17 protein-coding genes and 2 pseudogenes are annotated in these 26,429 nt (G+C 37.5%); 12 read left to right on the plus strand and 7 right to left on the minus strand.

Annotation, left to right across the window (positions count from 1 at the left end):
* Nucleotides 1-278: 278 nt before the first annotated feature.
* Nucleotides 279-2,600: an ATP-binding protein gene (locus ACFIML_RS03455; RefSeq protein ID WP_375614399.1), complete on the plus strand. Its 2,322-nt coding sequence runs from the start codon at nt 279-281 to the stop codon at nt 2,598-2,600.
* On the opposite strand, the gene ACFIML_RS03460 is transcribed toward ACFIML_RS03455, so the two are convergent.
* On the minus strand, nt 2,597-3,118 hold the full coding sequence (locus ACFIML_RS03460) for a methylated-DNA--[protein]-cysteine S-methyltransferase (protein ID WP_375606327.1): 522 nt from the start codon (nt 3,116-3,118) through the stop codon (nt 2,597-2,599). The genes ACFIML_RS03455 and ACFIML_RS03460 overlap by 4 nt on opposite strands.
* Before the next feature lie 809 nt (nt 3,119-3,927).
* Between ACFIML_RS03460 and carB the strand changes: the two genes are divergently transcribed.
* The 3 genes from carB to ACFIML_RS03475 all read left to right on the plus strand — a co-directional run bounded on the left by carB (nt 3,928) and on the right by ACFIML_RS03475 (nt 9,391).
* Nucleotides 3,928-7,413: a carbamoyl-phosphate synthase large subunit gene (carB, locus tag ACFIML_RS03465; protein ID WP_375614401.1), complete on the plus strand. Its 3,486-nt coding sequence runs from the start codon at nt 3,928-3,930 to the stop codon at nt 7,411-7,413.
* Nucleotides 7,414-7,660: 247 nt separating this feature from the next.
* Nucleotides 7,661-7,870: a cold-shock protein gene (locus ACFIML_RS03470; protein WP_012754908.1), complete on the plus strand. Its 210-nt coding sequence runs from the start codon at nt 7,661-7,663 to the stop codon at nt 7,868-7,870.
* Nucleotides 7,871-8,188: 318 nt separating this feature from the next.
* Entirely contained in the window at nt 8,189-9,391 is a 1,203-nt protein-coding gene (locus ACFIML_RS03475) for a pyridoxal phosphate-dependent aminotransferase (protein WP_375610130.1), read from the plus strand.
* Between the two features lie 1,162 nt (nt 9,392-10,553).
* On the opposite strand, the gene ACFIML_RS03480 is transcribed toward ACFIML_RS03475, so the two are convergent.
* Nucleotides 10,554-11,459 (minus strand): LysR family transcriptional regulator, encoded by a 906-nt coding sequence (locus ACFIML_RS03480; RefSeq protein WP_273791217.1) that lies wholly within the window; start codon nt 11,457-11,459, stop codon nt 10,554-10,556.
* A 42-nt stretch (nt 11,460-11,501) separates the two neighbouring features.
* Nucleotides 11,502-12,458, minus strand: a complete 957-nt coding sequence (gene trxB / locus ACFIML_RS03485; protein ID WP_375606331.1) for a thioredoxin-disulfide reductase — start codon at nt 12,456-12,458, stop codon at nt 11,502-11,504.
* Nucleotides 12,459-12,768: 310 nt separating this feature from the next.
* Here trxB and ACFIML_RS03490 point away from each other — a divergent pair, with 310 nt between their 5' ends.
* Nucleotides 12,769-14,163 carry a TrkH family potassium uptake protein gene (locus tag ACFIML_RS03490; protein ID WP_375606332.1) on the plus strand — a complete coding sequence of 465 codons (1,395 nt, stop codon included), beginning with the start codon at nt 12,769-12,771 and terminating at the stop codon, nt 14,161-14,163.
* A 1,231-nt stretch (nt 14,164-15,394) separates the two neighbouring features.
* Here the strand turns inward: ACFIML_RS03490 and ACFIML_RS03495 are convergent.
* Both ACFIML_RS03495 and greA read right to left on the minus strand, forming a co-directional pair.
* Nucleotides 15,395-16,453 (minus strand): glycosyltransferase family 4 protein, encoded by a 1,059-nt coding sequence (locus ACFIML_RS03495; protein WP_375606333.1) that lies wholly within the window; start codon nt 16,451-16,453, stop codon nt 15,395-15,397.
* A gap of 17 nt (nt 16,454-16,470) precedes the next feature.
* On the minus strand, nt 16,471-16,944 hold the full coding sequence (greA, locus tag ACFIML_RS03500) for a transcription elongation factor GreA (RefSeq protein ID WP_375606334.1): 474 nt from the start codon (nt 16,942-16,944) through the stop codon (nt 16,471-16,473).
* A gap of 336 nt (nt 16,945-17,280) precedes the next feature.
* Between greA and ACFIML_RS03505 the strand changes: the two genes are divergently transcribed.
* The 3 genes from ACFIML_RS03505 (at nt 17,281) to ACFIML_RS03515 (ending at nt 21,621) form a co-directional block, all read left to right on the plus strand.
* Nucleotides 17,281-17,595, plus strand: a complete 315-nt coding sequence (locus ACFIML_RS03505; protein ID WP_375609122.1) for an SH3 domain-containing protein — start codon at nt 17,281-17,283, stop codon at nt 17,593-17,595.
* Between the two features lie 260 nt (nt 17,596-17,855).
* The gene (gene uvrB, locus ACFIML_RS03510; protein ID WP_375614037.1) at nt 17,856-20,165 is read left to right on the plus strand and encodes an excinuclease ABC subunit UvrB; all 2,310 of its coding nucleotides are present in this window, start codon (nt 17,856-17,858) and stop codon (nt 20,163-20,165) included.
* 667 nt (nt 20,166-20,832) lie between these two features.
* Entirely contained in the window at nt 20,833-21,621 is a 789-nt protein-coding gene (locus ACFIML_RS03515; RefSeq protein WP_375687370.1) for a BA14K family protein, read from the plus strand.
* Between the two features lie 68 nt (nt 21,622-21,689).
* Here ACFIML_RS03515 and ACFIML_RS03520 read toward each other — a convergent pair.
* A pseudogene (locus ACFIML_RS03520) lies at nt 21,690-22,004 on the minus strand (MBL fold metallo-hydrolase); the annotation flags it as partial.
* On the opposite strand from ACFIML_RS03520, the pseudogene ACFIML_RS03525 reads away from it, so the two are divergent.
* A pseudogene (locus ACFIML_RS03525) lies at nt 22,000-22,404 on the plus strand (sensor histidine kinase); the annotation flags it as partial. The pseudogenes ACFIML_RS03520 and ACFIML_RS03525 sit on opposite strands and share 5 nt — an antisense overlap.
* Before the next feature lie 482 nt (nt 22,405-22,886).
* Nucleotides 22,887-23,510, plus strand: coding sequence for a BA14K family protein (locus tag ACFIML_RS03530; protein ID WP_375614038.1), 624 nt, complete (start codon nt 22,887-22,889; stop codon nt 23,508-23,510).
* Nucleotides 23,511-23,578: 68 nt separating this feature from the next.
* On the opposite strand, the gene ACFIML_RS03535 is transcribed toward ACFIML_RS03530, so the two are convergent.
* Entirely contained in the window at nt 23,579-24,229 is a 651-nt protein-coding gene (locus ACFIML_RS03535) for an MBL fold metallo-hydrolase (protein WP_375606477.1), read from the minus strand.
* Nucleotides 24,230-24,373: 144 nt separating this feature from the next.
* Here ACFIML_RS03535 and ACFIML_RS03540 point away from each other — a divergent pair, with 144 nt between their 5' ends.
* Both ACFIML_RS03540 and ACFIML_RS03545 read left to right on the plus strand, forming a co-directional pair.
* Entirely contained in the window at nt 24,374-25,078 is a 705-nt protein-coding gene (locus tag ACFIML_RS03540) for a response regulator (RefSeq protein WP_375606339.1), read from the plus strand.
* An 8-nt stretch (nt 25,079-25,086) separates the two neighbouring features.
* Nucleotides 25,087-26,427 carry an ATP-binding protein gene (locus ACFIML_RS03545; RefSeq protein WP_375606340.1) on the plus strand — a complete coding sequence of 447 codons (1,341 nt, stop codon included), beginning with the start codon at nt 25,087-25,089 and terminating at the stop codon, nt 26,425-26,427.
* The last annotated feature ends 2 nt before the right edge of the window (nt 26,428-26,429 follow it).

A 26,429-nucleotide genomic window follows, 5' to 3' on the forward strand; every position in this document is an offset into this window, starting at 1 on the left:
CATTTTAAATCAATATACTATAATATTTTTAAAAATAAACTCTACAAGCTACTTTGATCATCATTAAACCTATAAACAGGCAATCTAAGCCTGTTTATAGGCCATGTTTAAAATGCCTTTTCCTTTTCATATTCCAAATTCATAAAAGTAAAATACTTTTTTTTAAAAAAAGACTGGACAGAAGACTCCTGTTTTGATTCATTGCACTCTCATGGGGTTATTAATGAATATCGAAGCAGTTTTTAAATCACATTATTCCGGAATTAAAGGAACAAGAGATGGCTAAATTGGACGCATATAATGCGCCAACGGAGATATATGCTGATTCAAAATCGAGCGCTCAAAGCCATAAAGCGCAGACAAAGCGTATTCATCTGTTTTCTGGCTCTACCTATCAAAAGCTTCTCTTTATTGAACCTTGGTTGCGACGCTCACTTCCATTTGTCATTGTGGCATTTCTTATTGCGCTTGCAGCAATCCGTTTCGTATCAATCTATGATTGGCGCAACACAATTGATAAAAACACGCATTCTACCATCACTCTCTTAGCTTCTCATATTACCAATACAATCGACCGTGACTTACTTGCCGCCACTCGACAAGGAAAAGCTGCTGCTCTTTCTCATAATCATTTACAAAATATCCTAACCAATTTTCGTAACAAAGGTTTTATAAAAACCAGCGCTGTTATTGCTATTGTCGATCAAAAAGGCAATGTCCTAGCTTCATCAAGTTCTGAGATCATCCTAGGAAAACCTTTGCAAGATTTTATCTCTGACAGCATTGCTTTACAATCTCTTGGACAACACGCTGGAGTTATGAAAATCACAATAGGCAAAGATACCCCTGCTCTTGCTTCATTTCACCAAACAGAAAATGGACAATATGGCGTATTCATTAGCGAAAAGATGCAACATATTTATATGGAATGGCGGAAAGCTCTCTCGTTAAATATAACCATGTTCATTGGAACTAGTGGCGTTATCCTCGCTCTTCTTTATGCTTATTATAACCAAATTGTACGAGCACGCAAAACAGATCTTGTTTCAGAAAAAATTCAAAACCGTATTGATATGGCAATGATGCGTGGACGCTGTGGACTATGGGATTGGAATATGGCCAGTGGGCGCGTCTACTGGTCACGAGCAATGTACGAAATGCTCGGCTATGTCCCTCAAGATGCATTGCTCTCAATTTCCCAAATTAGCGCCATTATCAATCCAAATGATGCGAATTTTTTTGACCTTGCTCAGGAATTAATGAGCGGCAAAAAAAAGCATATCGATATTAACGTTCCTATGCGTCATGCTGATGGTCATTATGTATGGATGCGCATTCGTGCCGAAGTGACTGAAGAAGAAGAACCCCATTTGGTTGGTATTTCCTTCGATATTAGTGAACAGCAACAATTGGCTGAACAAACGGCACAAGCCGACCTTCGTATTCGTGACGCGATTGAAAACATTTCAGAATCTTTCGTCTTGTGGGATGCTGAAGGACGTTTAGTCATGTCCAACAGCAAATTTTGCGAATATGCCGCTATTCCTAAACAAATTCTCCAATCAGGTATCCAACGTGCAACCGTCGAAGCCATGGCACGCCCTGCTCTTAGTGAATATCCCCTTAAAGATGATGGTACTGGTAACTTAACCAGTATTCGCCAAACGGCAGATGGTTGTTGGCTCAAAATTAACGAACGACGAACCCAAGATGGAGGATTGGTTTGTATTGGTACTGACATTTCTGAGCTTAAACAACAACAGGAAAAATTTGAAGACAGCGAAAGGCGTCTTTTTTCTTTCATTCAAGAACTCAAACGTGCGAGAGGGAGTGCTCAACAACGCGCAACAGAAGTTGAAAAACTTAATAAAAGTCTGAAAGCAGAAAAAGAACGCGCCGAAAGTGCTAATAAGGCTAAATCAGAATTTTTAGCCAATATGTCTCATGAATTGCGCACTCCACTAAATGCTATTCTCGGCTTTTCAGATATTATGTTACAATCAACCTTTGGCCCTCTTGGTTCACAACGCTATAAAGAATATATGCATGATATTTATAATTCAGGAACCCATCTTCTAACCCTTATCAATGACATCCTTGATATGTCAAAAATCGAAGCTGGAAGATTTACGCTTGATTGTAAAAATACCGATCTTGAACCTATCATTAGTGAAGCAGTACGAACACTAACGCCTCAGGCTCAAGAAAAAAATATTGCTGTTACAACAAACATTACCCCAGAACTTCATGCTGAAGTTGATGGTCGTGCAATGAAACAGATTTTCCTTAATCTCATCTCTAATGCCGTTAAATTCACTCCTTCTGGCGGAAATATTGATGTCTGCGCTTTCAAGAAAAAAAATAATCTTATTTTTAAAATTACAGATACAGGTGTTGGTATTCCACAATCAGCAATTAAAAAACTTGGACAACCCTTTGAACAAGTTGAAAATCAACTTACTAAATCTCATACGGGCTCAGGTCTTGGCTTAGCCATTTCACGCTCCTTGCTAGAACTCCACAAGGGAAAACTTGAAATTACTTCAAAAGAAATGAAAGGAACAACTGTAACGATTATAATGCCCATCACACAAAGTTAAATTTCTCCATTTTGTTCTCGTTGTAGTAAAATCTGTTTCCGTTTGTCCCCCCAACGATACCCTGAAATAAAACCATTTTTACGCACAACACGATGACACGGAATGATAACAGCCAATTCGTTACGTGCACAGGCATTAGCAACGGCACGAAAAGCATTCGGCATACCAATACGGCATGCTAAAACCTCATATGAAATTGTTTCACCACATGGTATATCACATAATACTGCCCATACTTGTCGTTGAAAAACTGTACCATTTATATCTAAGGGAAAATTATATTTTTTTACCAGCTTAGGTGTTTCTATCATGGCTATAATATGGGCAACTTCTCTCTTAAATGTATTGTCACCTACAACTTGTTGTGCATCACCAAATCGTAGCGTAAACTCCTGTAGTAATTGCTCTATAGTGTCTCCTAACGCACTATGACAAATCCCTTTTTGAGACCTAGCCACCAAAAGCTTTCCTATTGATACATCTTTCAGACAAAATCTCGTTTGGGAAATGCTCGGCATTTTATCCTTCTTTATATTTTAAAAAGTTTTGAACATCACCATAAAGTAAAGGGAGAGTATTCACTCTCTTTTAAAAACAAACAAAATCATTCTGAAATTATCTCCTTAGCCATTGTATTAAAATACACTCTCACCCTTTTATGAAACGGACACATCTATAGATTGACGTTCCCTACCCTAAAACGGAAACTTCGACCAGAGCCGATTTATCAACAATCTTATTGTTTATTTAACAGATTCCAACTGAAACCATTTTATATGGTTTATTTCATAAGCTCTCTACAGACAAATTTGGTCCTGAATTTTATCATACGCTCTAACAAAAAACACCTTAATGTGGTAATTTTCATACCTTATATCACAGCTCTAAACAGCAGTATTTTACGGAACAACACGATAAGTTTCCCATTTCATTGTACGAAATCCCATCAAACCATAAATAATGGCTTATGTTTTACAAGAAATAGAAAAAGCGCGGGTTCTCTTAGGCAAACAACGTCATAAAACACAAAATATGCAAGCAATGTATTGGAAAGATGTTCCGACTTTTTATGCTCCACGTATGATTAAATATTCTAATTTGTTGGAGCACTGTTATTATTTTTTATCAAAGGTCATACTTTTGATAGACTGACGAGATGACTCAACTCAAAAAAGAAATTTATCTTAAATTTTATGAAAAAAAGCATGGAAAAGGTATTTTAATGCTTACTTTCTTTGTCACTTAACTTATAAAATGACTGTAGCTTCAAAACTGAAATATTTTGCCTGCAACAATCGCACATAGATATTTGTCATAGGAAAAAGTCATGCCCAAACGCACAGATATAAAATCTATTCTTATCATCGGAGCAGGACCTATTATCATTGGTCAGGCATGTGAATTTGATTATTCTGGTACTCAAGCCTGTAAAGCATTAAAAGAAGAAGGTTACCGAATTATTTTGGTCAATTCTAATCCTGCCACGATTATGACAGATCCAGATCTAGCTGATGCAACTTATATAGAGCCCATTACGCCTGAAATCGTTGCCAAAATTATTGCCCATGAACGTCCCGATGCCCTTTTACCCACTATGGGAGGACAAACAGCCCTCAATACTGCTTTATCATTAAAGCGTATGGGTATTTTAGACCGCTATCATGTTGAAATGATAGGAGCCAATGCTGATGCTATTGATAAAGCTGAAGATCGTGCTTTATTCCGCCAAGCGATGGCAAAAATCGGTTTGGAAACGCCACGCTCTATGTTAGCCAATGCAACAGAACTGAAAGAAGAAAATCGCCAACAACACGCAAAAACGTGTGCTGAACTTAAAGCAAAGCTTTCTGGTACCGCGCTTGACAAAGCACTCGAAGAACTTGAGCGCAACTGGCGACATACCGAAGCTGATCGCAAACAACATTATATCGCTCATGCAACAGCAAAAGCAGTTCAAGCTCTTGATGTTGTTGGGCTTCCAGCTATTATTCGTCCTTCATTTACCCTTGGTGGAACTGGTGGTGGAATCGCTTATAACCGCTCTGAATTCTATGAAATTATTGAACGTGGGCTTGAAGCTTCACCAACAACAGAAGTATTAATTGAAGAAAGTGTTTTAGGGTGGAAAGAATATGAGATGGAAGTTGTTCGTGATAAGAACGACAATTGTATCATCGTTTGTTCTATCGAAAACATTGATCCAATGGGGGTTCATACCGGTGATTCGATCACTGTAGCACCTGCTCTCACCTTAACCGATAAAGAATATCAATGTATGCGTAATGCTTCGATTGCTGTTTTGCGTGAAATTGGCGTTGAAACGGGGGGATCCAATGTACAGTTTGCTGTCAATCCTGAAAATGGGCGCCTCATTGTTATTGAAATGAATCCGCGTGTTTCTCGCTCTTCAGCGCTTGCTTCAAAAGCAACGGGGTTTCCCATTGCCAAAGTAGCGGCTAAACTGGCTGTTGGTTATACACTTGATGAATTAAAAAATGATATCACGGGCGGTGCAACACCAGCATCATTTGAACCTTCTATTGACTATATTGTGACAAAAATTCCTCGTTTTGCGTTCGAAAAATTTCCCGGTTCATCACCTGTCCTCACAACTGCGATGAAATCTGTAGGAGAAGTCATGGCAATTGGACGCACTTTTCAAGAATCGTTACAAAAAGCACTCCGTGGACTTGAAACAGGGCTTACGGGTCTTGATGAAATTGTGATTCCAGAGCATGCTGAAGGTGATGAAAAAAGTTCTATACGCTCAGCCATTGCCATACCAAGCCCTGATCGTCTACGCTATATTGCTCAAGCTATGCGCACAGGCTTACCTTTAAATGAGATTCACCAAATTAGCAAAATTGATCCGTGGTTTTTAGAACAAATAGCCTCCATCATTGAAATGGAGCAGCGTATCCGCATTCATGGATTACCCCAAGATGCAGATAATTTACGTATGTTAAAAGCTATGGGCTTTTCAGATGCGCGATTAGCCTCCCTTATCGGACAAGAAACCGATTATATCGCAGCTTTGCGTAAATCACTGAATGTTAAACACGTCTTCAAACGGATCGATACTTGTGCGGCTGAATTTTCTTCTCCTACAGCCTATATGTATTCAACATATGAAGTTCCCTTTGCAGGTGTAGAGCACTCGGAAGCACACGTTTCTGAACGCAAAAAAATTGCTATTTTAGGCGGTGGACCAAACCGCATTGGGCAAGGTATTGAATTTGATTACTGTTGCTGCCACGCTGCTTTTGCACTGCGTGATGCAGGATTTGAAGCGATTATGATTAACTGTAATCCTGAAACAGTTTCAACCGACTATGATACCTCTGATCGCCTTTACTTTGAATCTTTAACAACAGAAGACGTTATCGCTATTTTAGAAGCAGAACAGGAAAAAGGAGATTTGGTTGGAGTCATCGTCCAATTTGGCGGACAAACACCCTTGAAATTGGCAAGCGCTCTAGAAAAACACAACATCCCCATCCTAGGTACTTCACCTGACGCTATCGACTTAGCTGAAGATAGAGATCGCTTTCAAAAACTGTTATTTAAACTTAATTTAACACAACCTCAAAATGGTATTGCCCACTCCATCGAACAAGCACGCCTCATTGCCCACGAACTAGGCTTCCCCTTGGTTGTACGTCCATCTTATGTTTTAGGAGGACGTGCTATGCAAATTATTCGTGATGAGCGTAGCTTACAAAATTATTTACTTGAGAGTGTCCCTGAATTAATTTCAGAAGATATCAAAGTCCGTTATCCTAACGACACAACAGGACAAATCAATATATTGCTTGGTAAAAATCCGCTTCTTTTTGATACCTATTTAACAGAAGCAATTGAAGTAGATGTTGATTGTCTCTGTGATGGCAAAGAAACACTAATCGTTGGTATTATGGAACACATTGAAGAAGCTGGTATCCACTCTGGTGATTCAGCATGTTCTTTACCAGTCCATACGCTCTCAAATAAAATAGTTACTGAATTAGAGCGCCAAACCAAAGCATTAGCACAAGCACTTCATGTTCGCGGTTTAATGAATGTACAATATGCTATAAAAGATGACACCATTTATGTCTTAGAAGTCAATCCCCGTGCTTCACGTACTGTTCCATTTGTTGCAAAAACGATTGGTCGCCCTATTGCTAAAATGGCTGCACGTATTATGGCAGGAGAAACGCTTCATGATGCTCTTCAAGCTTATGGTGGATTACCTTCTTTGCAGGAAAAACAACATATTGCTGTCAAGGAAGCAGTGTTTCCTTTTGCTCGTTTTTCAGGTGTTGATACACTTCTTGGTCCAGAAATGCGCTCAACCGGTGAAGTTATGGGTCTTGACTATGAGTTTTCGCTTGCTTTTGCTAAAGCCCAACTTGGAGCTGGTGTAAAACTCCCTAAAGAGGGAACTTTGTTCGTTTCTGTAAGGGATGAAGATAAAAAACGCATCTTAAATCCTGTAAAACGTTTAACTGAGCTTGGCTTTTCTGTTGTCGCCACAAGTGGAACACAAAAATTTCTCACCGAACACCACGTTGAAGCAAAAAAAATCAACAAAGTTCTAGAGGGACACCCCCATATTGAAGATGCTATTCGTAATCGCCAAATTCAATTGATTTTTAATACAACTAGCACTGCCAGTGCCATCTCAGACTCAAAATCATTACGTTATGCAGCACTCATGCAAAATGTTCCCTATTATACAACAATAGCTGGAGCCGAAGCCGTCGTAGAAGCGATCAAAGCACTCAAAAAAAGGCACCTTGAGGTACGTTCACTACAAAGTTATTTTAGTTGAATTTTTTTCTACTTAGTAAAATGTACACTATTTTCTTATTTTTTCTTTATATAAAAATTGATTAAGACTTGCTTTTTGTTCTAAAAACTTTTATAGAGGTTTCATCGAATTTTCGGTTACGTGACTTTCTTTCCTGTGCAATCTGCACTTTCGACGAAACTTCTCCCACCTAATTTCGATCTACAGCCGTATTGAAGGGATAAAAGCTTCAATGCTCAATATAATTATATATTCTAAGGAGTTTCCTATGTCTACAGGAACAGTTAAGTGGTTTAATACAACAAAAGGTTTCGGATTCATTCAGCCTAGTGATGGTAGTGCAGATGTATTTGTACACATTTCTGCCGTCGAGCGTTCAGGTCTAAACAGTCTTAATGAAGGGCAAAAAATCTCTTATGATGTTCTTCAAGATCGTCGTTCAGGAAAATTTGCCGCTGGTAACCTTGCAGCACTTTAAAGTTTAAATTCTGCAATATTTTATTTAGAAGTCTTCGTCTGTAACGACGAAGATTTTTTATTTTGTATAAAACATTATTTTACCTTGTTAAAATAAAAGACTGCTTATCTCCTTTGCACAATTTATCAAACCTCCTCTATCTTTCCTTATAAATCTTTCATAAAACCTAAGAAGAAATGACCTTGCAAAAATCTCAAAAAAGAAGAATATAAAGCCTATGTAAGAGTATTGTGGAAGTTTTTTATTGCATACAATATAATCTCTTATAAAATATTCTTAAAGCAATAATCATTTGATATAATATAAGGATTTTAAATTATGGCTTTTATTGCCGACAAACTGTCTCGTATCAAACCTTCTGCAACAATTGCTGCTTCTCAAAAAGCCCGTCATTTAAAAGCATTAGGGCGAAATGTTATTGCTTTAAGTGCTGGAGAGCCAGACTTTGATACCCCAGACAACATCAAAAACGCGGCTATTGAAGCTATTCGAAGGGGAGAAACAAAATACCCTCCCATATCTGGAATTCCAGAATTGCGCCAAGCAATTTCTGCAAAATTTAAAAGAGAAAATAACCTTCTTTACCAACCAGAACAAATTATTGTTGGTACCGGTGGAAAACAAATTCTCTTTAATGCATTTATGGCAACTTTGAATAGAGGAGATGAAGTCATCATTCCATCTCCTTATTGGGTTAGTTATCCAGAAATGGTCACACTTAACGATGGTACGCCTGTCTTTTTAGAAACAAAAGCGGAATTTTCTTATAAACTCCAACCACAAGAGCTAGAAGCTGCCATTACCCCAAAAACCAAATGGTTTATCTTTAACTCTCCTTCAAATCCATCAGGTGCCGCTTATACATATAATGAACTGAAAAAACTCACCGATGTTTTAGTAAAATATCCTCATGTATATATTCTCACTGACGATATATATGAACATCTCACGTATGAGGGTTTTACCTTTGTTACTCCAGCTCAAGTAGAACCAGCGCTTTATGATCGCACACTCACAATGAATGGTGTTTCTAAAGCTTATGCGATGACGGGCTGGAGAATCGGTTATGCAGGCGGACCACAAGAACTCATTAAAGCTATGGATACCATTCAAGGCCAGCAAACATCTGGCACGAGTGTTATTTCACAATGGGCAGCAGTTGAAGCTCTCAATGGACCACAAGACTTTATCACTAAAAATAAAAGTATTTTTCAAGCACGCCGTGATCTCGTTGTTTCCATGTTAAACCAAGCTCCTGGCATTCACTGTCCAACACCCGAAGGTGCTTTTTATGTTTATCCTTCTTGCAAAGGACTTATTGGTAAGAAAACACCTAACGGTCAATGTATTATGAATGATGAAGACTTTGTCATAGCGCTTCTAGAAACAGAGGCTGTTGCTGTCGTCCAAGGGTCTGCTTTTGGACTTGGATTAACTTTTCGTATTTCTTATGCAACATCAGAAAAACTGCTTGAAGAAGCTTGCTTACGTATCCAGCGCTTTTGCAACAGTTTAACTTAAAATTTTTAACATCATCTCTTGTGATTGTTTTTTGCCGAATGTTAGTATATCCGAGAAAATACCAGAAACTGCGTCATGGTCTAAATCTATCGATTCAGCAAAAATATCTATGAATAAACACAAAAATAGATGCTGTAGATAAAGATCAAAAAAATCTAGCTATCAAATAAATGAATCAGTCTCTTATCATAAGAGATGACAAGCCTATTCTGCTTTCTCCATTCAATTTATAACTCTAAAAAAGACCGAGCACTTTTAAACACAATTGCCCTTATAATCAAAGGCCCTTACAATAAAATCTCTTCTATTTCTCAGCTTCTTCTTCGTCCTAAAATGAAGAAGAAGCCACCTCCCATCGTTGTGTAAACAATCCAGTTTCCTTTAAGTTCTATCTAATAACTACTTGATTTACTTCATAGGCTTTATGAACAAGACCTGCCTTAAATATTCATCTCACATTCTAATAAAAAGCACTTCATGTATAAGGTTTTAAATATTTTATATCACGCTCCTAAAAGACAGACTTTTACAGTACAGTAGAATACCCCCTCTCAAACTCCTCATTGAATTTTAGTATTCTTAAAAAAATTGTTGGATATCCGCCAGTTTCGAAATTTTTTCTTTATCATCTTCCCATATATTGCAATTTCTAGGGACTCTTTCAAAAATTAAAAAAAAAGCCGGACATATGCCCGGCAAATTTGGAAAATCCTCAGAGATAAAATCAATCTGATAGATCTTCGTAAGGGAACACTCAAGAAAACGAAACTGGGAGGCAACATAATCAAGAGATAATATTCTATGTCATTTTATAAGGAAAAGCACAATAAAGACTTAAGCGTATCTGCTATGCGATAAACACATAGCTTTAAATTTGTCTCCATCATGTACCACTCTCTTTAATTAAATAGTAAAAATGTTAACTACACCATCACACGATTTTCCATTTTTCAATATATAATAACCCTCACCGTTGCTAGCATTCATAAAAAACATTTATCCCTCTTTTCAAAAATATTTACCCGCACAGACTCCCTCCACTTTTAATGTGCAACAAATAATTTTAATTGATTCAATATAGGCAAATTTGAAACGAAAGAATATTACGGGAGTCTCAAGTTGCAAAATAGCTAATTGTCCCTTATAAATTAAGATATTAATATTAAAAAGACCACTGACGGGCTTTTAAAAAAATATAATCTCGAAAAGCATTTAACCTTGCCAAATTCTTTAAATTATAAGGATAACAAAAAAAAGTATCAAAAGAAGGAATATCAACCATATCAGGAAAAAGACGCACTAAATGCTCATCATTATTGACGATATAATCAGGAAGCACAGCAATCCCAAGATCACGCATAAGCGCATTCTTTATTGAGATGATATTGTTGATTTGTAGAACTGAAACGCGCAATGATCCATCACTTCTACCAGCCTTTTCCAACCAATTTAAACCAGACAAATAAGGTGGAACCGGTTCACCGAACGAAATAATACGATGCTCATCGAGATCAGACAATTTTTCCGGCTTTCCATAATTTGCAATATACTTTTCCGAAGCATAAACATGCATATGAATTGTAAAGAGTTTTCTTTGTATAAGATCAGGTTGTTTGGGTTGATGTAAGCGAACAGCACAATCCGCATGACACATTGTCAAATCAAGCTCTTCATCGGAAAGCAAAAGCTGAACCTGCATATCAGGATAAAGACTAAGAAATTCTGGCATACGCTCTGCAATCCACCCTGCCCCCATTCCAAAGGTCGAGGTCACACGCAAGTGCCCCGTTGGTTTTGCATAGCTTTCACTTAATTGCAAACGCACACTTTCAAGCTTCATCAAAACATCATGAGCTGTACGATAAAGAGTTTCTCCTTGTTCTGTAAGAATCAAACCACGCGCATGACGTTGAAATAAGGATACCCCAACCTCTTGTTCTAAAGCCGAAACCTGTCGTGAAACGGCTGATTGAGATAAATGAAGTTTTTGAGCAGCATGCGTAAAAGATCCCGCTTCTGCTGCAGCGTGAAAAACCCTTAACTTATCCCAATCCAACGGTGGCGCCACAATTAATTTTACCTCTATATTCTCTATGTTCTCAATGGGTGACTAACGCTTGAGTATATCCAAAAACCGTTCTGCTTCCAACGCTGCCATACATCCTCTTCCCGCAGCTGTTACAGCTTGGCGGAATGTTTCATCTGTCACATCCCCAGCAGCAAAAACACCAGCAATGCTTGTTGCTGTTGAGTCCGGTGCTGTCCATAAATAGCCACTTTGTTTTTGTTTCAGCTGTCCTTCAAACAGAGAAACAGCAGGATCATGCCCAATGGCAATAAATATGCCCTCTGCATTCACTTTCATCTCGTGACCTGTCTTAACATTTTTCAGACGTGCCCCTGTTACAACAGCGCCCATTGAATCTTGAGCGGGTAGCCCCAAAATTTCTTCGACCACATGATCCCAAAGAACACGTACATTATTACAAGCTAGCAACCTATCTTGCAAAATTTTTTCTGCCCGAAACTGCCCCCGCCTGTGAACCACGCTTACACTTTTAGCCAAATGCGATAAATAAAGTGCTTCTTCAACAGCCGTATTTCCTCCTCCCACGACAATAACGTCCTTATCACGATAAAAAAAGCCATCACATGTCGCACAAGCGGAAACACCTCCGCCCATAAAGGTCTGTTCACTTTCTAAACCAAGCCAGCGCGCTTGAGCTCCTGTTGCAATAATCAGTGCATCACAAGAATATTGTGTTCCTGAATCCCCATATAAAACAAAAGGATACTTCAACAAATCAGCCTTTATAATTGTATCATAGACAATTTTTGTCCCCATATTCTCAGCTTGTTTTGCCATTTGCTCCATCAACCATGGTCCTTGAATGGGATCTGCAAAACCTGGATAATTCTCAACATCAGTTGTAATTGTTAATTGCCCACCCTGCTGCAAGCCCGTCACCAAAACCGGCTTAAGCATTGCTCTTGCTGCATAGATCGCCGCTGTATAACCAGCCGGACCTGAGCCAATAATCAGCAGACGAATATGAGATTGTACCATTAAATCCCCTTCACTTTATTATAAATTAATTATTCTATAAATGATAACGGAATGCAGCCTTTTAAAAAAATATTTTTCAAGAGCCCTAATTATGTTATGTATACTTCTTTTCAAGTTTTATGAAAAGGTCTGATTACCAATTCATCAAGGCGCGCTAATGTTAAGAATTAATCCTTATCCTATAAAGAGAAAAATGTAACTTCTTATGAGCACAAAACCATAATAAAAAGAGATACAAAGATAGGGAACGATCATTTTTCAATTTATTATCAATGTCTGTGCACGTTTTGCCTTAATCATGGGAGGAGCAATGCTTTTGCCAATTTTTGTGGATTTGCACGACAACAATCGTAATTGGATAAGCTTTCTCTATTCTTGTGCCATAACCACCATGTTAGCAACGCTGATTCTTTTAGCAACTAAGGGGGCTACTTGTCGTTTTTCAGCACGCCTTGGTTTTATGCTCACTGTTTGTCTTTGGCTCACAGGAAGCATCGTGGGTGCCTTACCTCTTTATCTTTCCCCTCTACCCATTTCTCTAGCAGGTGCCATCTTTGAATCTGTCTCTGGAATTACAACAACAGGCTCTACAGTCCTTTCGGGTCTTGATAATTTGTCGCGAAGTATTTTGTTATGGCGTTCTATCATATGCTGGATTGGAGGCATCGGTTTTATCGGTTTAGCCCTCTTGATTTTGCCTTCACTGCGTGTGGGGGGAGTACGACTTTTTCATATGGAATCATCTGATAAATCTGAAAAAATATTGCCTCGCATCAACCAAATTGCTAATGGAATTATCATAGCTTATGTTGGTCTCACATTGGCTTGTATGCTTTCTTATTTTGCTGCAGGCATGAATTTATTTGATGCCATTAACCATGCAATGAGTACAGTAGCAACTGCTGGTTTTTCGACTCACGATGCTTCTTTTGGCTATTTTTCTAATACACCAGCTATCTTAATTATCTCAACAATCTTCATGTTGCTTTCTGCTTTACCCTTCGTCCTTTATGTTAAATTAGTTCTTCCTGGACACTCCAAACGCTTCCTTGATCCACAAGTAATTGTTTTTCTCCATATCGTTCTCCTTTTCAGCTTTGCTTTAGCAGTGTGGCTACGGTTTCATGATCATCGCGCTTTCCATTTGGTTTTTCTTGATGCCATTTTTCACCTTTCATCCATTATTAGTACCACAGGTTACAGTGCTGAAGATTATCAACTTTGGGGCCCCTTTGCGCTTGGAATTTTCTTTATTGTTTCTTTTACAGGTGGGTGTGCTGGTTCTACTTCTGGTGGTATGAAAATCAATCGCCTTATTATTCTTTGGCGTATTACACAAACAAATATACAAAAACTTCTTTCTCCTAATGTTGTCGTAAAAGCTCGCTATGATCACTCAAATATATCAAACGATGTTGCTCAAGCCGTTTTATTTTTTGTATGTCTTTATATGTTCTGCCTTGTTATCGGCACTGCACTTTTGCTTACAACCGGTCTTGACTTTACCTCTTCCTTTACAGGTGTCTTAACCGCACTTTCAAATGTTGGTCCAGGCTTTGGAGATATCATTGGCCCTGCAGGTAATTTCTCTACAATCAATGATAATGCTTTATGGATTTTAAGTTTTCTAATGTTAGCTGGACGCCTTGAAATCATAACAATATTCGTCCTTTTTATTCCCGCTTTCTGGCGTGAACAATTCTAATGCATAGAGTATTTTATGCTACCATGATAAAAAATTTACAAGATAAAAAGGCGAGAACAGTATGCGTCATAATATTCACCCCTCACCCAATCTACTGAAGATTTCCTAAAATTTCATACAAAACATCATATCAATGATATAAAAATAATTCAACAAAAACAATCAAATACCAATACTCTCAAAGCCATAACATATAAAACTTCACTTTATTGATCTTCTTTATCAAATAAAGTGGACGCATAGAACATTCTTTTACGAATAATCCCTCATGCAAAAATATGAATATTTGCTGATAAAAGTGTTTTTTCTCTTTAATAGAACAACATCTTTATGGAAAATAGAATGCATTCTATTACAAATTTACGAGCTTGTTAAAAAACATCTCACAATACTCATCTTATTCATTTCACAACAATTCTTATGAAAGGTATAAGATCTAATTGGTCCCATCATTTTTACTTAAATAATAAAGTGCATACCGAAACCACAACATAAGATACAATTAGCACCATCATATTATTTTTCTGCTGTTAATGTGCAACAGACTGCATTTCAGACAATTTATAAGAAATCTCTTTACACCTTTCTTAAATAGTTTTTATCCGCCACATGCTCTCTTCCAATTGTGACGTGCAAATGTATAGTTTTTATTGATTTACTATAAACAGATTTGACATGGAAGAATCATACGATATTGAAAGTTCTTATTCAAATTGCAAAGATAAATTATTTATATGATATCAATATATTAATCAAAGCACATTTTGTTTATGAATTTCTACTACCCGAAAATATGTACAACTATTTTATCCATGAAAATACTAGAGAAAACCTCAAAAATTTTCTCTCATTTAAGATAAGAATTTTTTTGCTCTATATTTAAGTCTTACAAAACGTAATAATATTAGCATGACAGCGTTAAGATAGTGCATAAATCTCTAGACTTTAAAAGTTAAAGTATTATTTTCTCATTCTAAAATATTGCTGGAATTAAAATAATTCTTCTCTCTCCTCGTATGCTTTGTCATAAGCCATATATCGCTCTCAAACCTATAGATTTTTTAATCTTTGATCCCAAACTTTGAGAACTTCTTATAGCGTTATATGAAAGACATGATAAATTTTTTGAAATAACACTTATATAATTGAGATGTTTTCTTGATGATCATAAAAAACCTTTAAAGGAAACACTTTTTATCATTCCTCAAGAAGATTTTTGATATAATATATTTTAAAGTATTTTTTCCGCAAACAGTTCTTTGTAAATACTTCCAATCTCAATTGCCTCCTTTTCCAAAGGAAAGTGAGTACGAACATGGGTTAAAGCTTTCTTTCCGGCTGCTAATGTTTTTTCTACATCAGCAAAATAAAGTTCAATCGCTGCCGTTAAAGCCGAACCATCTCCTGCTTTTACAACCGTTCCTGTTTCTGCTACTACCAACTCTTTATAAGCTCCCGCATCACTCGTTACAACCGCAACCTGTGATGCCATTGCCTCTAATGGTGTTAAACCGAAACCTTCTGTACGAGAAGGTGCCACATAAAGTGATAAACGACGATACCATAAAGGTGTATCCAGAATCTCACCAAGAAAAATAATGCGATCATTCAGATCAGCCTTAGCAATCTTTTGGCGTAATTCTTTTTCAAAATGATAATGTTGTTCTGTCGTACGACCAGCAATAAGTGCTGTCCACTCAGGATAGTGGGGCAATAATGCTATCATAGCATCAACAAATAAATCTGTTCCCTTTGAGCTACGCACACGTCCAAAACATCCTACCGCATATTTTCCTGGAAATCCTGTTGAAGAAAAGTAATCATTAAGAGTCTGTGGTGGCGTAAAACGCCTTACATCCACCCCATGCATAATAACCTTGTGAGGCACTTCTAGATAAGCGCCCGTATGCGTACTGGTAGCAATAACTCTATCCATACGGCGAATCAACCATTTGGTAAAAGGCTTATGATGGCGTTGTGAAGCCGATGTGAATATAAGCCTCAGCTTCATTCGCAAGATATCGCGTAAAAAGATCCCACAAAGCATCTCAATATTGCGTCGTGCATGCCAAATACGAAATGATTTCCCTTTCGGACTTTTCCAAAGTCCGAAAAGGTCCCTAAAGGTAAGAGCAGGCAAGTTTTGTGGTAATCCAAATCCCAAAGTAGATATACGCACCCCCTGTTCGCGCTGTAGTGGAATAAGCTGAATAATCGTAGATGTCACTCCCGACAAACGCTTTTTTAAATGAGGCGCAATAACCTCAGTTTCTTCCAAAGAGATACGCATAATAATCCATATGTTATTTAGATGTACTGAACCTTAATGATCTCATAATTATGCGCACCACCTGGTGCATTCACCTCAATCACATCACCTTCTTGCTTGCCAATAAGTGCACGTGCGATAGGCGAAGAAATAGAGATTTTACCAATTTTTACATCAGCTTCTTGATCCCCTACAATCTGATACACTTTTTTTTCTTCAGTATCCTCATCCAAGAGTTTAATGGTTGCGCCAAATTTTATTTTGTCACCTGAAAGACGCGAGACATCTATCACTTCTGCTCGTGCGATATAATCTTCAAGCTCATTTATACGCCCCTCATTAAGACTTTGCGCTTCTTTAGCTGCATGATACTCGGCGTTTTCTGACAAATCACCATGTGCTCGCGCCTCAGAAATTGCTTCAATAATCCGCGGACGCTCCTGTTGTTGACGCCAACGCAACTCTTCTTTAAGACTTTCAAAACCAGCTGTAGTCATCGGAACTTTTTCCATAATCCGTCCCTTTCTATTACACGGAAAGTTTAATAAAAATACAAAAAACGGCTTCCAAAATTACTTTTGGAATCCGAAAACTACGATCTTTTTCATTATATAGTACAGTCTCTCTGTTTTCCATATAAAAATAAATAAAGGGAACAAAACATGCACCAATAGTGTTTAAAACATCTCATTTTGGTGTTTAAAATATTAAAATTCACTCTACTGCTGAGTCTCCTAAAGAAGAAAGAATTGTATTTTTTTCTGTTTTATCATAGTCTGGCAAAAGAAATCATATGTGATACGAAGAGAGAAGGATAGAAAATTACTAAAGAAGTTCTTTGCAGTAAAATGAAAAAAATCATAATTTTTTTTATGTTTGTTCCTTTCTTTTTAACTACAACGATATCCGAGGCAGCAGAGGCCTTTGTTACGAGAAATCTTAATTTTAGAGCAGGCCCCAGCACTCAGTATGCGCTTTGTGGCTTAATCTCTGCGGGGGAATTGATCTTTGTCAAAAACTGTGAAGGAAACTGGTGCCATATCCGATATAACGCTCAAATGGGTTGGGTGTCATCTCGTTATCTTTCATTTAAAGATGGAAATGATCTTTATCACACATACACAATGCCTTTAGTGCCCAAACGTACCGATTATTCTCCATAACAGCCATAATAACTTATGCCCTCTTGAATATCATCATGGAAAAAATGCAATAGTGTCTATGAACAACCACAAATATGCTCCCTCCAAAGAAATACTTCGAAGAATTTGTCTCATAGAAAAAACTTGATCAAGATCCTAATGAAAGCTCCAATAAACCAAAACAAATCTGTTCAATAATGTTTTGCTGTTGTTGTAATGAAATTGTAAAAATTAGTATTTTCTTTAAAATCACCAGCACGCTTCTATCAAAGGATACAACAATGAAAAATGGTGTTACTGCAACAGTAGAAGCTCTTTCTGCTCTCATTGCTTCAGGTAATCCTCTTTTTAAGAATGGTGCATTATGGACACCTCACCGCCCTATTCGTCCTGAAAAATCTGAAGGTGGTATTCCATTTCAACTCGAAACATCTTTTAAACCAGCGGGAGATCAACCTCAAGCCATTAAAACTCTGGTTGAGGGAATTCAAAAAGATGAACGTACACAAGTGCTTTTGGGTGTTACCGGCTCAGGAAAAACCTATACAATGGCCAATATCATTGAAAAAACACAGCGTCCAGCTCTGATTTTAGCTCCAAATAAAACTTTAGCGGCACAGCTTTATGGAGAATTTAAAAGCTTTTTTCCTCACAATGCTGTCGAATATTTTGTTTCTTATTATGACTATTATCAACCAGAAGCCTATGTTGCACGCTCTGACACTTATATTGAAAAAGAGTCCTCTATTAATGAACAAATCGACCGGATGCGTCATGCTGCAACACGCGCCGTCTTAGAGCGTGATGATGTTATTATCGTCGCATCTGTCTCCTGCATCTACGGAATTGGTTCCGTAGAAACCTATACGGCCATGACCTTCGAAATAGAAAAAGGGGACAAACTCAATCAACGAAAACTCTTGGCTGATTTAGTCTCTCAACAGTATTATCGACAAGATATCAACTTCGTTCGTGGTTCCTTTCGTGTACGAGGAGATACAATCGAAATTTTCCCTGCCCACCTCGAAGATCGTGCTTGGCGTATTTCGCTCTTTGGCGATGAAGTGGAAACAATTACGGAATTTGATCCTCTCACCGGACAAAAAACAGGCGATCTTCAATCAATTAAAATTTATGCCAACTCACACTACGTAATACCACGCCCAACACTTAACCAAGCGATGAAATCTATCAAAATGGAACTCGTTCAACGCCTCGATGAGTTGAACGAAGCTGGGCGTCTTTTAGAAGCACAACGTTTAGAACAACGTACAGTTTTTGATTTGGAAATGTTGGAAACCACCGGTTCATGTCCGGGAATTGAAAATTATTCACGTTATTTAACAGGACGAAATCCCGGTGAACCACCCCCAACTTTATTCGAATATATTCCACTCAATTCTCTTGTTTTTATCGATGAAAGCCATGTAACCATTCCCCAAATTGGTGGTATGTACCGAGGTGATTTTCGCAGAAAAGCAACTTTAGCAGAATATGGTTTTCGCCTCCCTTCCTGTATGGACAACCGTCCTTTGCGCTTTGAAGAATGGGATGCCATGCGCCCACAAACAATTGCTGTCTCCGCAACACCTGGACGCTGGGAAATAGAACAATCCCATGGTATTTTTGCTGAACAAATCATTCGCCCAACAGGGCTTGTCGATCCAGAAACAGAAATTCGTCCAGCACGCACTCAAGTCGATGATGTTGTGAATGAAATTCGGAAAACAATTCAAAAGGGCTACCGTACATTGGTGACAGTTCTCACAAAGCGTATGGCCGAAAACTTAACTGAATATCTCCACGAACAAGGTATTCGTGTACGCTATATGCATTCCGACATTGATACATTAGAACGCATTGAAATTCTACGCGATCTTCGGCTTGGCACCTTTGATGTCCTCATCGGTATCAACTTGCTCCGAGAAGGCTTAGATATTCCAGAATGTGGTTTTGTTGCCATTCTAGATGCCGATAAAGAGGGCTTTTTGCGCTCTGAAACTTCCCTCATACAAACAATCGGACGTGCTGCACGTAACGTAGATGGCCGTGTTATCCTCTATGCAGATACGATCACTGGTTCCATAAAACGAGCCTTACAAGAGACACAAAGACGTCGACAAAAACAAATAGCCTATAATGAAGAACACCATATCACACCGAAAAGTATCAAAAAAAATATCGGAGATATTCTCAATTCAGGTTATGAAAACAACCATATTCGTACAAATATCCCTGATGTCATCGAGAAAAAAAATATGGTTGGCAACAATTTAGCATCTCATATTAAACACCTCGAAAAATTAATGCATGAAGCAGCTGCTGATCTTAATTTTGAAGAAGCAGCACGCCTTCGCGATGAAATCAAACAATTACAAAAGATAGAACTAGAACTCGCGGAGAATCCCTTAACACATCATAGAGAACAATCCCCCCAAGAGCCCGTGTTACAACCAAGTCTTTTCTCCAAACCAGACCTTGCACACATGGGACCAACCATGGACACTGGTATTTTGGAAAATCAAAAAGGAAAATCTCGTAAAAACACTCCTAATCAAGCAACAATAAAACGAAAAAAACGCAATCAATGAAGGAGCAAGAAATTTCACACCGCCAAAACTAATCTTTAGCTCTTCTAAAAAACTGACTATCGATGAAGAGTAAACAGTATTGCCCTAAAAATAGATAACAGCAAATATTAAAAATATTCCAATTTTTCTAAGACAACATAAGAGAGGATATTTTACAAAAAATGCCTAAAATTATTGACTTTTCAAAAAATCTTTCTTGTTCAACCTTATTATAAAAATCTTTAAAACTGTAAAAACTTCTAAAATATAAATAAATGCAGACAAATTTAAAAAAATATCTTCCATGAAACAAAATATTACTACAAATATATTATATTTATACAATTATACTATAATATATAATTTAATATTAATCATAATTATATAGTAATAAAACTATAGGCTTTATTTATAAAATAGTTATTAAATTACATTAAATTAATTGATAGGAACAAATTATTCCCAAATAAATACTTTATACAACATAGTAAAAATCATCTACTACCAATACAATCTTATCAATTAAATACATTAAATTGAAATCAAAATTTTGTCAGTATCTATGATAGCTTTTACTAAATGGCTTATTTATTTGTTTTGTCACAATAAAGTCCCAAATTGTTCAGGCTCTATTCAGTTTGAAACGTGTAGGATGTGAAAAATACGAATTAACACAAGGAGCATCATTATGAAAAAAGTGATCAGGTTAGCGGTATTATCAGCAATGTCAACTGTGACCATTTTGATGCCGCTAAATGCAACGCTTGCGGATATGGCATGGAATCGTAGTGACTCTATCTCGAGAGAAATAGATGATATGATGAGGAAGATGCGTAAAGAAAGAGATGATGCGATAAGGGAAATAAGGAAGAGAGCTGATATTCTGCCTTGCGGTTTTTCTCACTCCCATTGTTCTGATAAAAAACGTGGTTTTTTTTCTGATGATTTCCAAAAGTTTGTTGATGATTTCCACAAGAGTTCTGATGACAACAAGAGAAGATTTAAAGCCAAACATGAAAGGTCTGTAGCCAAACATAGTAAGACGGAACAACAACAACAACACCATCATCACCACCACCACCATTATCATCATGTTGAAAACAAAACATATCATTACGTCGAGCGCAAAAAGACAAAACACAGTAATATTCATATAGACAACTCAGGAGATGCTTTAGCGGTGGGCATTCTTGGTCTTGCAACAGGTACAATTCTTGGTACAATTTTAAAAAAACCAGAACAGCCACAAGTGGTTTATCAAATAGTACCACAAAGTCAGGTAATTTATCAAAAAGTTCCGCAAAATCAAAGGGTTTATCAAGTGCAGCAAACGGTGGCATATGAGCCATTCCAGCAATCATTAGAATCTGATTGGCTTAACTATTGCAAGAAAAAATACCGTTCCTTTAACCCTAAAACAGGGACCTTTCGAGACCGTAATGGTTTGGAACACATTTGTTATGCCCCAATAAATTAACTTCTGTTGCGTCCTACTAAAAAAGTTTTAAATGGCAAAAAAACGCTTCAAAGCGTTTTTTTGTTTTCTCATATATTAAAATCTTGAAGAAAAGTATTATTTTGGCGCTCATAGTCTATACTACTTTTGGGATCATGCCCACAGATAAAACAAACATCATCGCCTAAGGGTAAAACTTTTTCTCGAAGGGATTTCATCAATTTTTCATAAGAACAGAAGGGGAAGTCCGTACGTCCAATAGAACCACGAAAGAGAACAACACCCAAGAAGGCTAAGCGCTCTTTCTCATTGAAATAAATAACATGACCAAGGGAATGCCCCAGTGTATGCAAAACCCTAAACTCATGTCCAGCAAAATACACACACTCACCATCTTCTAAATATATCGAACAACGCCCCATGATGCTTGCGGATGTAAGCCATGATTTAAGAACCATTCTCACCCGTTTTAAACTTCAGCTAACATTAGCAAATACTGACTTTGATATCAAGCCGCTTGAGCAAAATGTGAGCGACATGCAAAATATGTTAGAAGATTATCTTGCCTTTGCCCGTGGAGAAGGAAGTGAAAGTGTCAAGACTTTTGATTTAAATGCTCTTATGCAAAAATTCTCTACCGATGCACATCTTCACAAACGTCAATTTTCCTACACCATTGAAAGCCCTACACAAATACAAGCACGCCCACGTGCCTTCACGCGTCTCATCAGCAATCTTGTGTCAAATGCATTTTGTCATGCCAATACTGTCAAACTAACAGCCATATCCCAACAAGAATGTTTCCCATATATCAAAAAAAGTTCCCGCAATATATTATATTTATACAGTTATAATATGATATCGAACTCAATATTTAGCCTCACAAGAGAGTAGTGAAACAGGACTGTATTCAATCACACAAATAAGGTGAAATAAGGTTCTATCTTAGCACCATAAGCCTATAATAAAAAACGATAACTTTTATTCATACACCTATTGTTCAATTCATATTGTATCAAGCAATAAAAAAGTACTCATCAATAAATAATTTATAACCAATAGTAAAAAATCTGGTGCTCTAAATACAAGCTGCTTAATTAAGCTTAAGAAGAGTACATTAATTGAAATCAAAATTCTGTCATGATTTTATTTTATTGTATTGATAATAGTTTTAACTAAATGAATTTTTATTTTTTTGTCACAATAAAGTCCAAAATTGTTCAGTCTCTATTCAGTTTGAAACGTGTAGGATGTGAAAAATACGAATTGACACAAGGAGCATCATTATGAAAAAAGTGATCAGGTTAGCGGTATTATCAGCAATGTCTACTGTAACCGTTTTGATGCCATTAGATCCAACGCTTGCGGATATGGCATGGTATCATAACTATGATATGAGAAGGGAGGCTGGTTTACCGTCTCACAATTTTAGCTCCCATTTTTCTCATAGTGAACATCACTCTTTTGATAATCCCCACAAGCGTCATTATGTTAGCCATAAATGGGGAGCACAACAACACCATCATGTTGAACACAAGACATATCATTATGTCGAGCGCAAAAAGACAAAACACAGTAGTATTAATATAAATAACTCAGGAGAAGCTTTAGCAATGGGCATTCTTGCTCTTGCAGCAGGTGCACTTCTCGGCAAAATTTTTAAAAAACCAGAACAGCCACAAGTTGTTTATCAAACCGCACCACAGCATCAAATTGTATATCAACAGGTTCCACAAGAACAGATAATTTATGAAACTCCGCAAACGGTGGAATATGAGCCAGTACAACAATCATTAGAATCTGATTGGCTTAACTATTGCAAGAAAAAATACCGTTCCTTCAACCCTAAAACAGGAACTTTCCGAGACCGTAAAGGCGTCGAACACCTTTGTTATGCCCCAATAAATTAACTTCTGTTGCGTCCTACTAAAAAGTTTTAAATGGCAAAAAAACGCTTCAAAGCGTTTTTTTTGTTTGCTCATATATTAAAATCTTGAAGAAAAGGATTATTTTGGCGCTCATAGCCTATGCTACTTTTGGGACCATGCCCACAGATGAAACGAACATCGTTGCCTAAAGGTAAAACTTTTTCTCTAAGAGATTGCATCAATTTTTCATGGGAACAGAAGGGGAAGTCCGTACGTCCAATAGAGCCACGAAAAAGAACATCACCCAAGAGGGCTAAGCGCTCTTTTTCATTGAAATAAATAACATGACCAGGAGAATGCCCTGGTGTATGAAAAACCTTAAACACATGTCCAGCAAAATGAACGCACTCACCATCTTCTAACCATCGATCAGGAATACAAATGCAAGCATCAGTGATGCCATAATTTTTTGCGCTTTCGCTCACGGCATCCATCACAGGCTTATCATCGCGATGTGAACCGATAATTTTTACATTAAGCGCTTCTTTCACTTGCATTGCTGCTCCTACATGATCAAAATGACCATGTGTTATCCAAATAGCCTCAACGATAACACCATTCTTTTCGATTACGTCTTGAATCCGCGGCCAATCACCACCAGGATCAACGAGAACCCCCGTTTTACATTCACTATCAAAAAGCAAAGTGCAATTTTGTTGGAATGTCGTAACTGGAATAATATGTATATTAAGACTACCCATCATATCCTTTTCAAAAATAACTTTTTTCAATTTATAAATAAAACTTTCTCTCCTTTAAGGTAAAGGTGCTGCTCGACAGCTTTATACAACTTATGTAAACTTGCACTTTGTGTAAACTAAATTTTTATCAAGGTTTTTTTAAGAATGAGCAATCACGTTCAAGTTTTGTGTGACGATGCCCCTCACCTTCTTGTGATTGATGACGATACGCGTATTCGCAATCTTTTATTTCAGTTTCTCATTAAAAATGGATTTCGTGTTTCAGTTTCAGCCAATGCGAATGAAGCAAGACGACTGTTAGCAAGTTTAGATTTTGATCTTCTTATTGTTGATGTCATGATGCCTGGCGAAAACGGTATTGATCTCACTCATTCACTCCGTCAAACAAAAGATGTCCCTATCTTCATGTTAACAGCTTTATCAGAAATAGACAATCGTATCCGTGGATTAGAAGCAGGGGCAGATGATTATCTGGCTAAGCCGTTTGACCCTCGTGAACTTCTCCTTCGCATCAACGCCATTTTACGACGTGGTTTTCCCCTTAGCCAACCTAAAATTGAGCAAATCATTTTTGGTCCTTATATATTTTCAATTTCACGGCGCGAACTCAAAAAAAGAGGAGAAATTATTAAATTAACCGATAAAGAACAAGAAATGATGATCATTTTTGCCGAAAATGCAGGCGATACAATTCCGCGCCATAAATTCGCGACCGATGACAGCAATATAAGTGAACGTGCCATTGATGTACAAATCAACCGCCTTCGCCGTAAGATCGAAAAAAATCCAGCACTTCCTATATGGCTCCAAACTGTGCGAGGAATAGGGTATAAACTCTCAATTGAATAGGCACAAGAATGTTCAAACCTTTAAGATTTTTTTTTCGATGGCTAACGAAAAAAATGCCTAAACGGCTTTATGCTCGTTCTTTGATCATTATTATTGCTCCCATGGTGCTTCTGCAAACGGTTATTGCTTACGTCTTTATGGAACGTCATTGGCAAATGGTAACCGAGCGTCTTTCAACTGCTGTCGTGCATGATATTTCAGCCATTATTGATATTATTGAAACATATCCACAACAAGATAACTATGAAGATATCAAGCGTATTGCACAACAACGTATGGGATTAAACATTTCTATTCTCTCTCCTGCCCCCTTACCCCCACCGGGACCTAAGCCATTTTTTGCAATTCTTGATTATTTTTTAAGCGAAGAAATTACCCGACAAATTAACCGTCCCTTCTGGATCGATACCGTAGGAGATTCTGATCTTGTTGAAATCCGTATCCACCTTGGCCACAACATCTTGCGTGTCTTCGCTCCGCGCAGCCAAGCCTATGCTTCCAATACCTCTATTTTTTTAAGCTGGATGGTAGGAACAGCTCTTGTTTTATTGTTGATAGCAATTTATTTCTTACGCAACCAAATAAAACCAATTCAACAACTCGCTGAAGCGGCTGAAAGCTTTGGGCGAGGTCGTCCCTTACCAAAAGGATTTCAACCACTAGGAGCTGATGAAGTCCGTCGTGCAGGCATCGCTTTTTTACGTATGCGAGAACGTATTGAACGCCAAATAGAACAACGCACCATGATGCTCTCAGGAGTAAGTCATGATTTAAGAACCATTCTTACACGTTTTAAACTTCAGTTAGCATTAGCAAATACTGGCTTTGATATTAAACCGCTTGAGCAAGATGTAAGTGATATGCAAAATATGTTAGAAGATTATCTTGCCTTTGCCCGTGGAGAAGGAAGTGAAAGTGTCAAGACTTTTGATTTAAATGCTCTTATGCAAAAATTCTCCACCGATGCTCATCTTCACAAACGTCAATTTTCTTACACTATTGAAGGTCCTACAGAAATACAAGTACGTCCACGTGCTTTCACACGCTTGGTCAGCAATCTTGTATCAAATGCATTTTGTTACGGCACAACCGTTAAACTAACAGCTAACTCTCAACAAGAATCTTTTATATTGATAATCGATGATAATGGACCTGGAATTCATGAAAATATGCGCACAGAAGTTTTTAAGCCATTCTTTCGACTTGATAAAGCGCGAAATCAAGATGCAAGTGGAACAGGACTTGGTCTTTCTATTGCTCAAGACATAGCACGCAGCCATGGTGGCAATATACAATTAGACGAGAGCCCACTCGGGGGATTGCGCGCTATTCTTGATATCCCCCTATGAGC

This window comes from Bartonella sp. AC62GZZY (assembly GCF_042196525.1).
Lineage (GTDB): Bacteria > Pseudomonadota > Alphaproteobacteria > Rhizobiales > Rhizobiaceae > Bartonella.

Bases quoted from the DNA above. Each gene is read 5' to 3' on its own strand.
- ACFIML_RS03475 (WP_375610130.1), top strand. From the start codon at position 8,189: ATGGCTTTTATTGCCGACAAACTGTCTCGTATCAAACCTTCTGCAACA.
- ACFIML_RS03505 (WP_375609122.1), top strand. From the start codon at position 17,281: ATGAAAAAAATCATAATTTTTTTTATGTTTGTTCCTTTCTTTTTAACT.
- trxB (WP_375606331.1), bottom strand. From the start codon at position 12,458: ATGGTACAATCTCATATTCGTCTGCTGATTATTGGCTCAGGTCCGGCT.
- ACFIML_RS03460 (WP_375606327.1), bottom strand. From the start codon at position 3,118: ATGCCGAGCATTTCCCAAACGAGATTTTGTCTGAAAGATGTATCAATA.
- ACFIML_RS03495 (WP_375606333.1), bottom strand. From the start codon at position 16,453: ATGCGTATCTCTTTGGAAGAAACTGAGGTTATTGCGCCTCATTTAAAA.
- ACFIML_RS03490 (WP_375606332.1), top strand. From the start codon at position 12,769: ATGCTTTTGCCAATTTTTGTGGATTTGCACGACAACAATCGTAATTGG.
- ACFIML_RS03470 (WP_012754908.1), top strand. From the start codon at position 7,661: ATGTCTACAGGAACAGTTAAGTGGTTTAATACAACAAAAGGTTTCGGA.
- ACFIML_RS03530 (WP_375614038.1), top strand. From the start codon at position 22,887: ATGAAAAAAGTGATCAGGTTAGCGGTATTATCAGCAATGTCTACTGTA.
- uvrB (WP_375614037.1), top strand. From the start codon at position 17,856: ATGAAAAATGGTGTTACTGCAACAGTAGAAGCTCTTTCTGCTCTCATT.
- ACFIML_RS03455 (WP_375614399.1), top strand. From the start codon at position 279: ATGGCTAAATTGGACGCATATAATGCGCCAACGGAGATATATGCTGAT.
- carB (WP_375614401.1), top strand. From the start codon at position 3,928: ATGCCCAAACGCACAGATATAAAATCTATTCTTATCATCGGAGCAGGA.
- ACFIML_RS03545 (WP_375606340.1), top strand. From the start codon at position 25,087: ATGTTCAAACCTTTAAGATTTTTTTTTCGATGGCTAACGAAAAAAATG.
- ACFIML_RS03540 (WP_375606339.1), top strand. From the start codon at position 24,374: ATGAGCAATCACGTTCAAGTTTTGTGTGACGATGCCCCTCACCTTCTT.
- ACFIML_RS03515 (WP_375687370.1), top strand. From the start codon at position 20,833: ATGAAAAAAGTGATCAGGTTAGCGGTATTATCAGCAATGTCAACTGTG.
- greA (WP_375606334.1), bottom strand. From the start codon at position 16,944: ATGGAAAAAGTTCCGATGACTACAGCTGGTTTTGAAAGTCTTAAAGAA.
- ACFIML_RS03535 (WP_375606477.1), bottom strand. From the start codon at position 24,229: ATGGGTAGTCTTAATATACATATTATTCCAGTTACGACATTCCAACAA.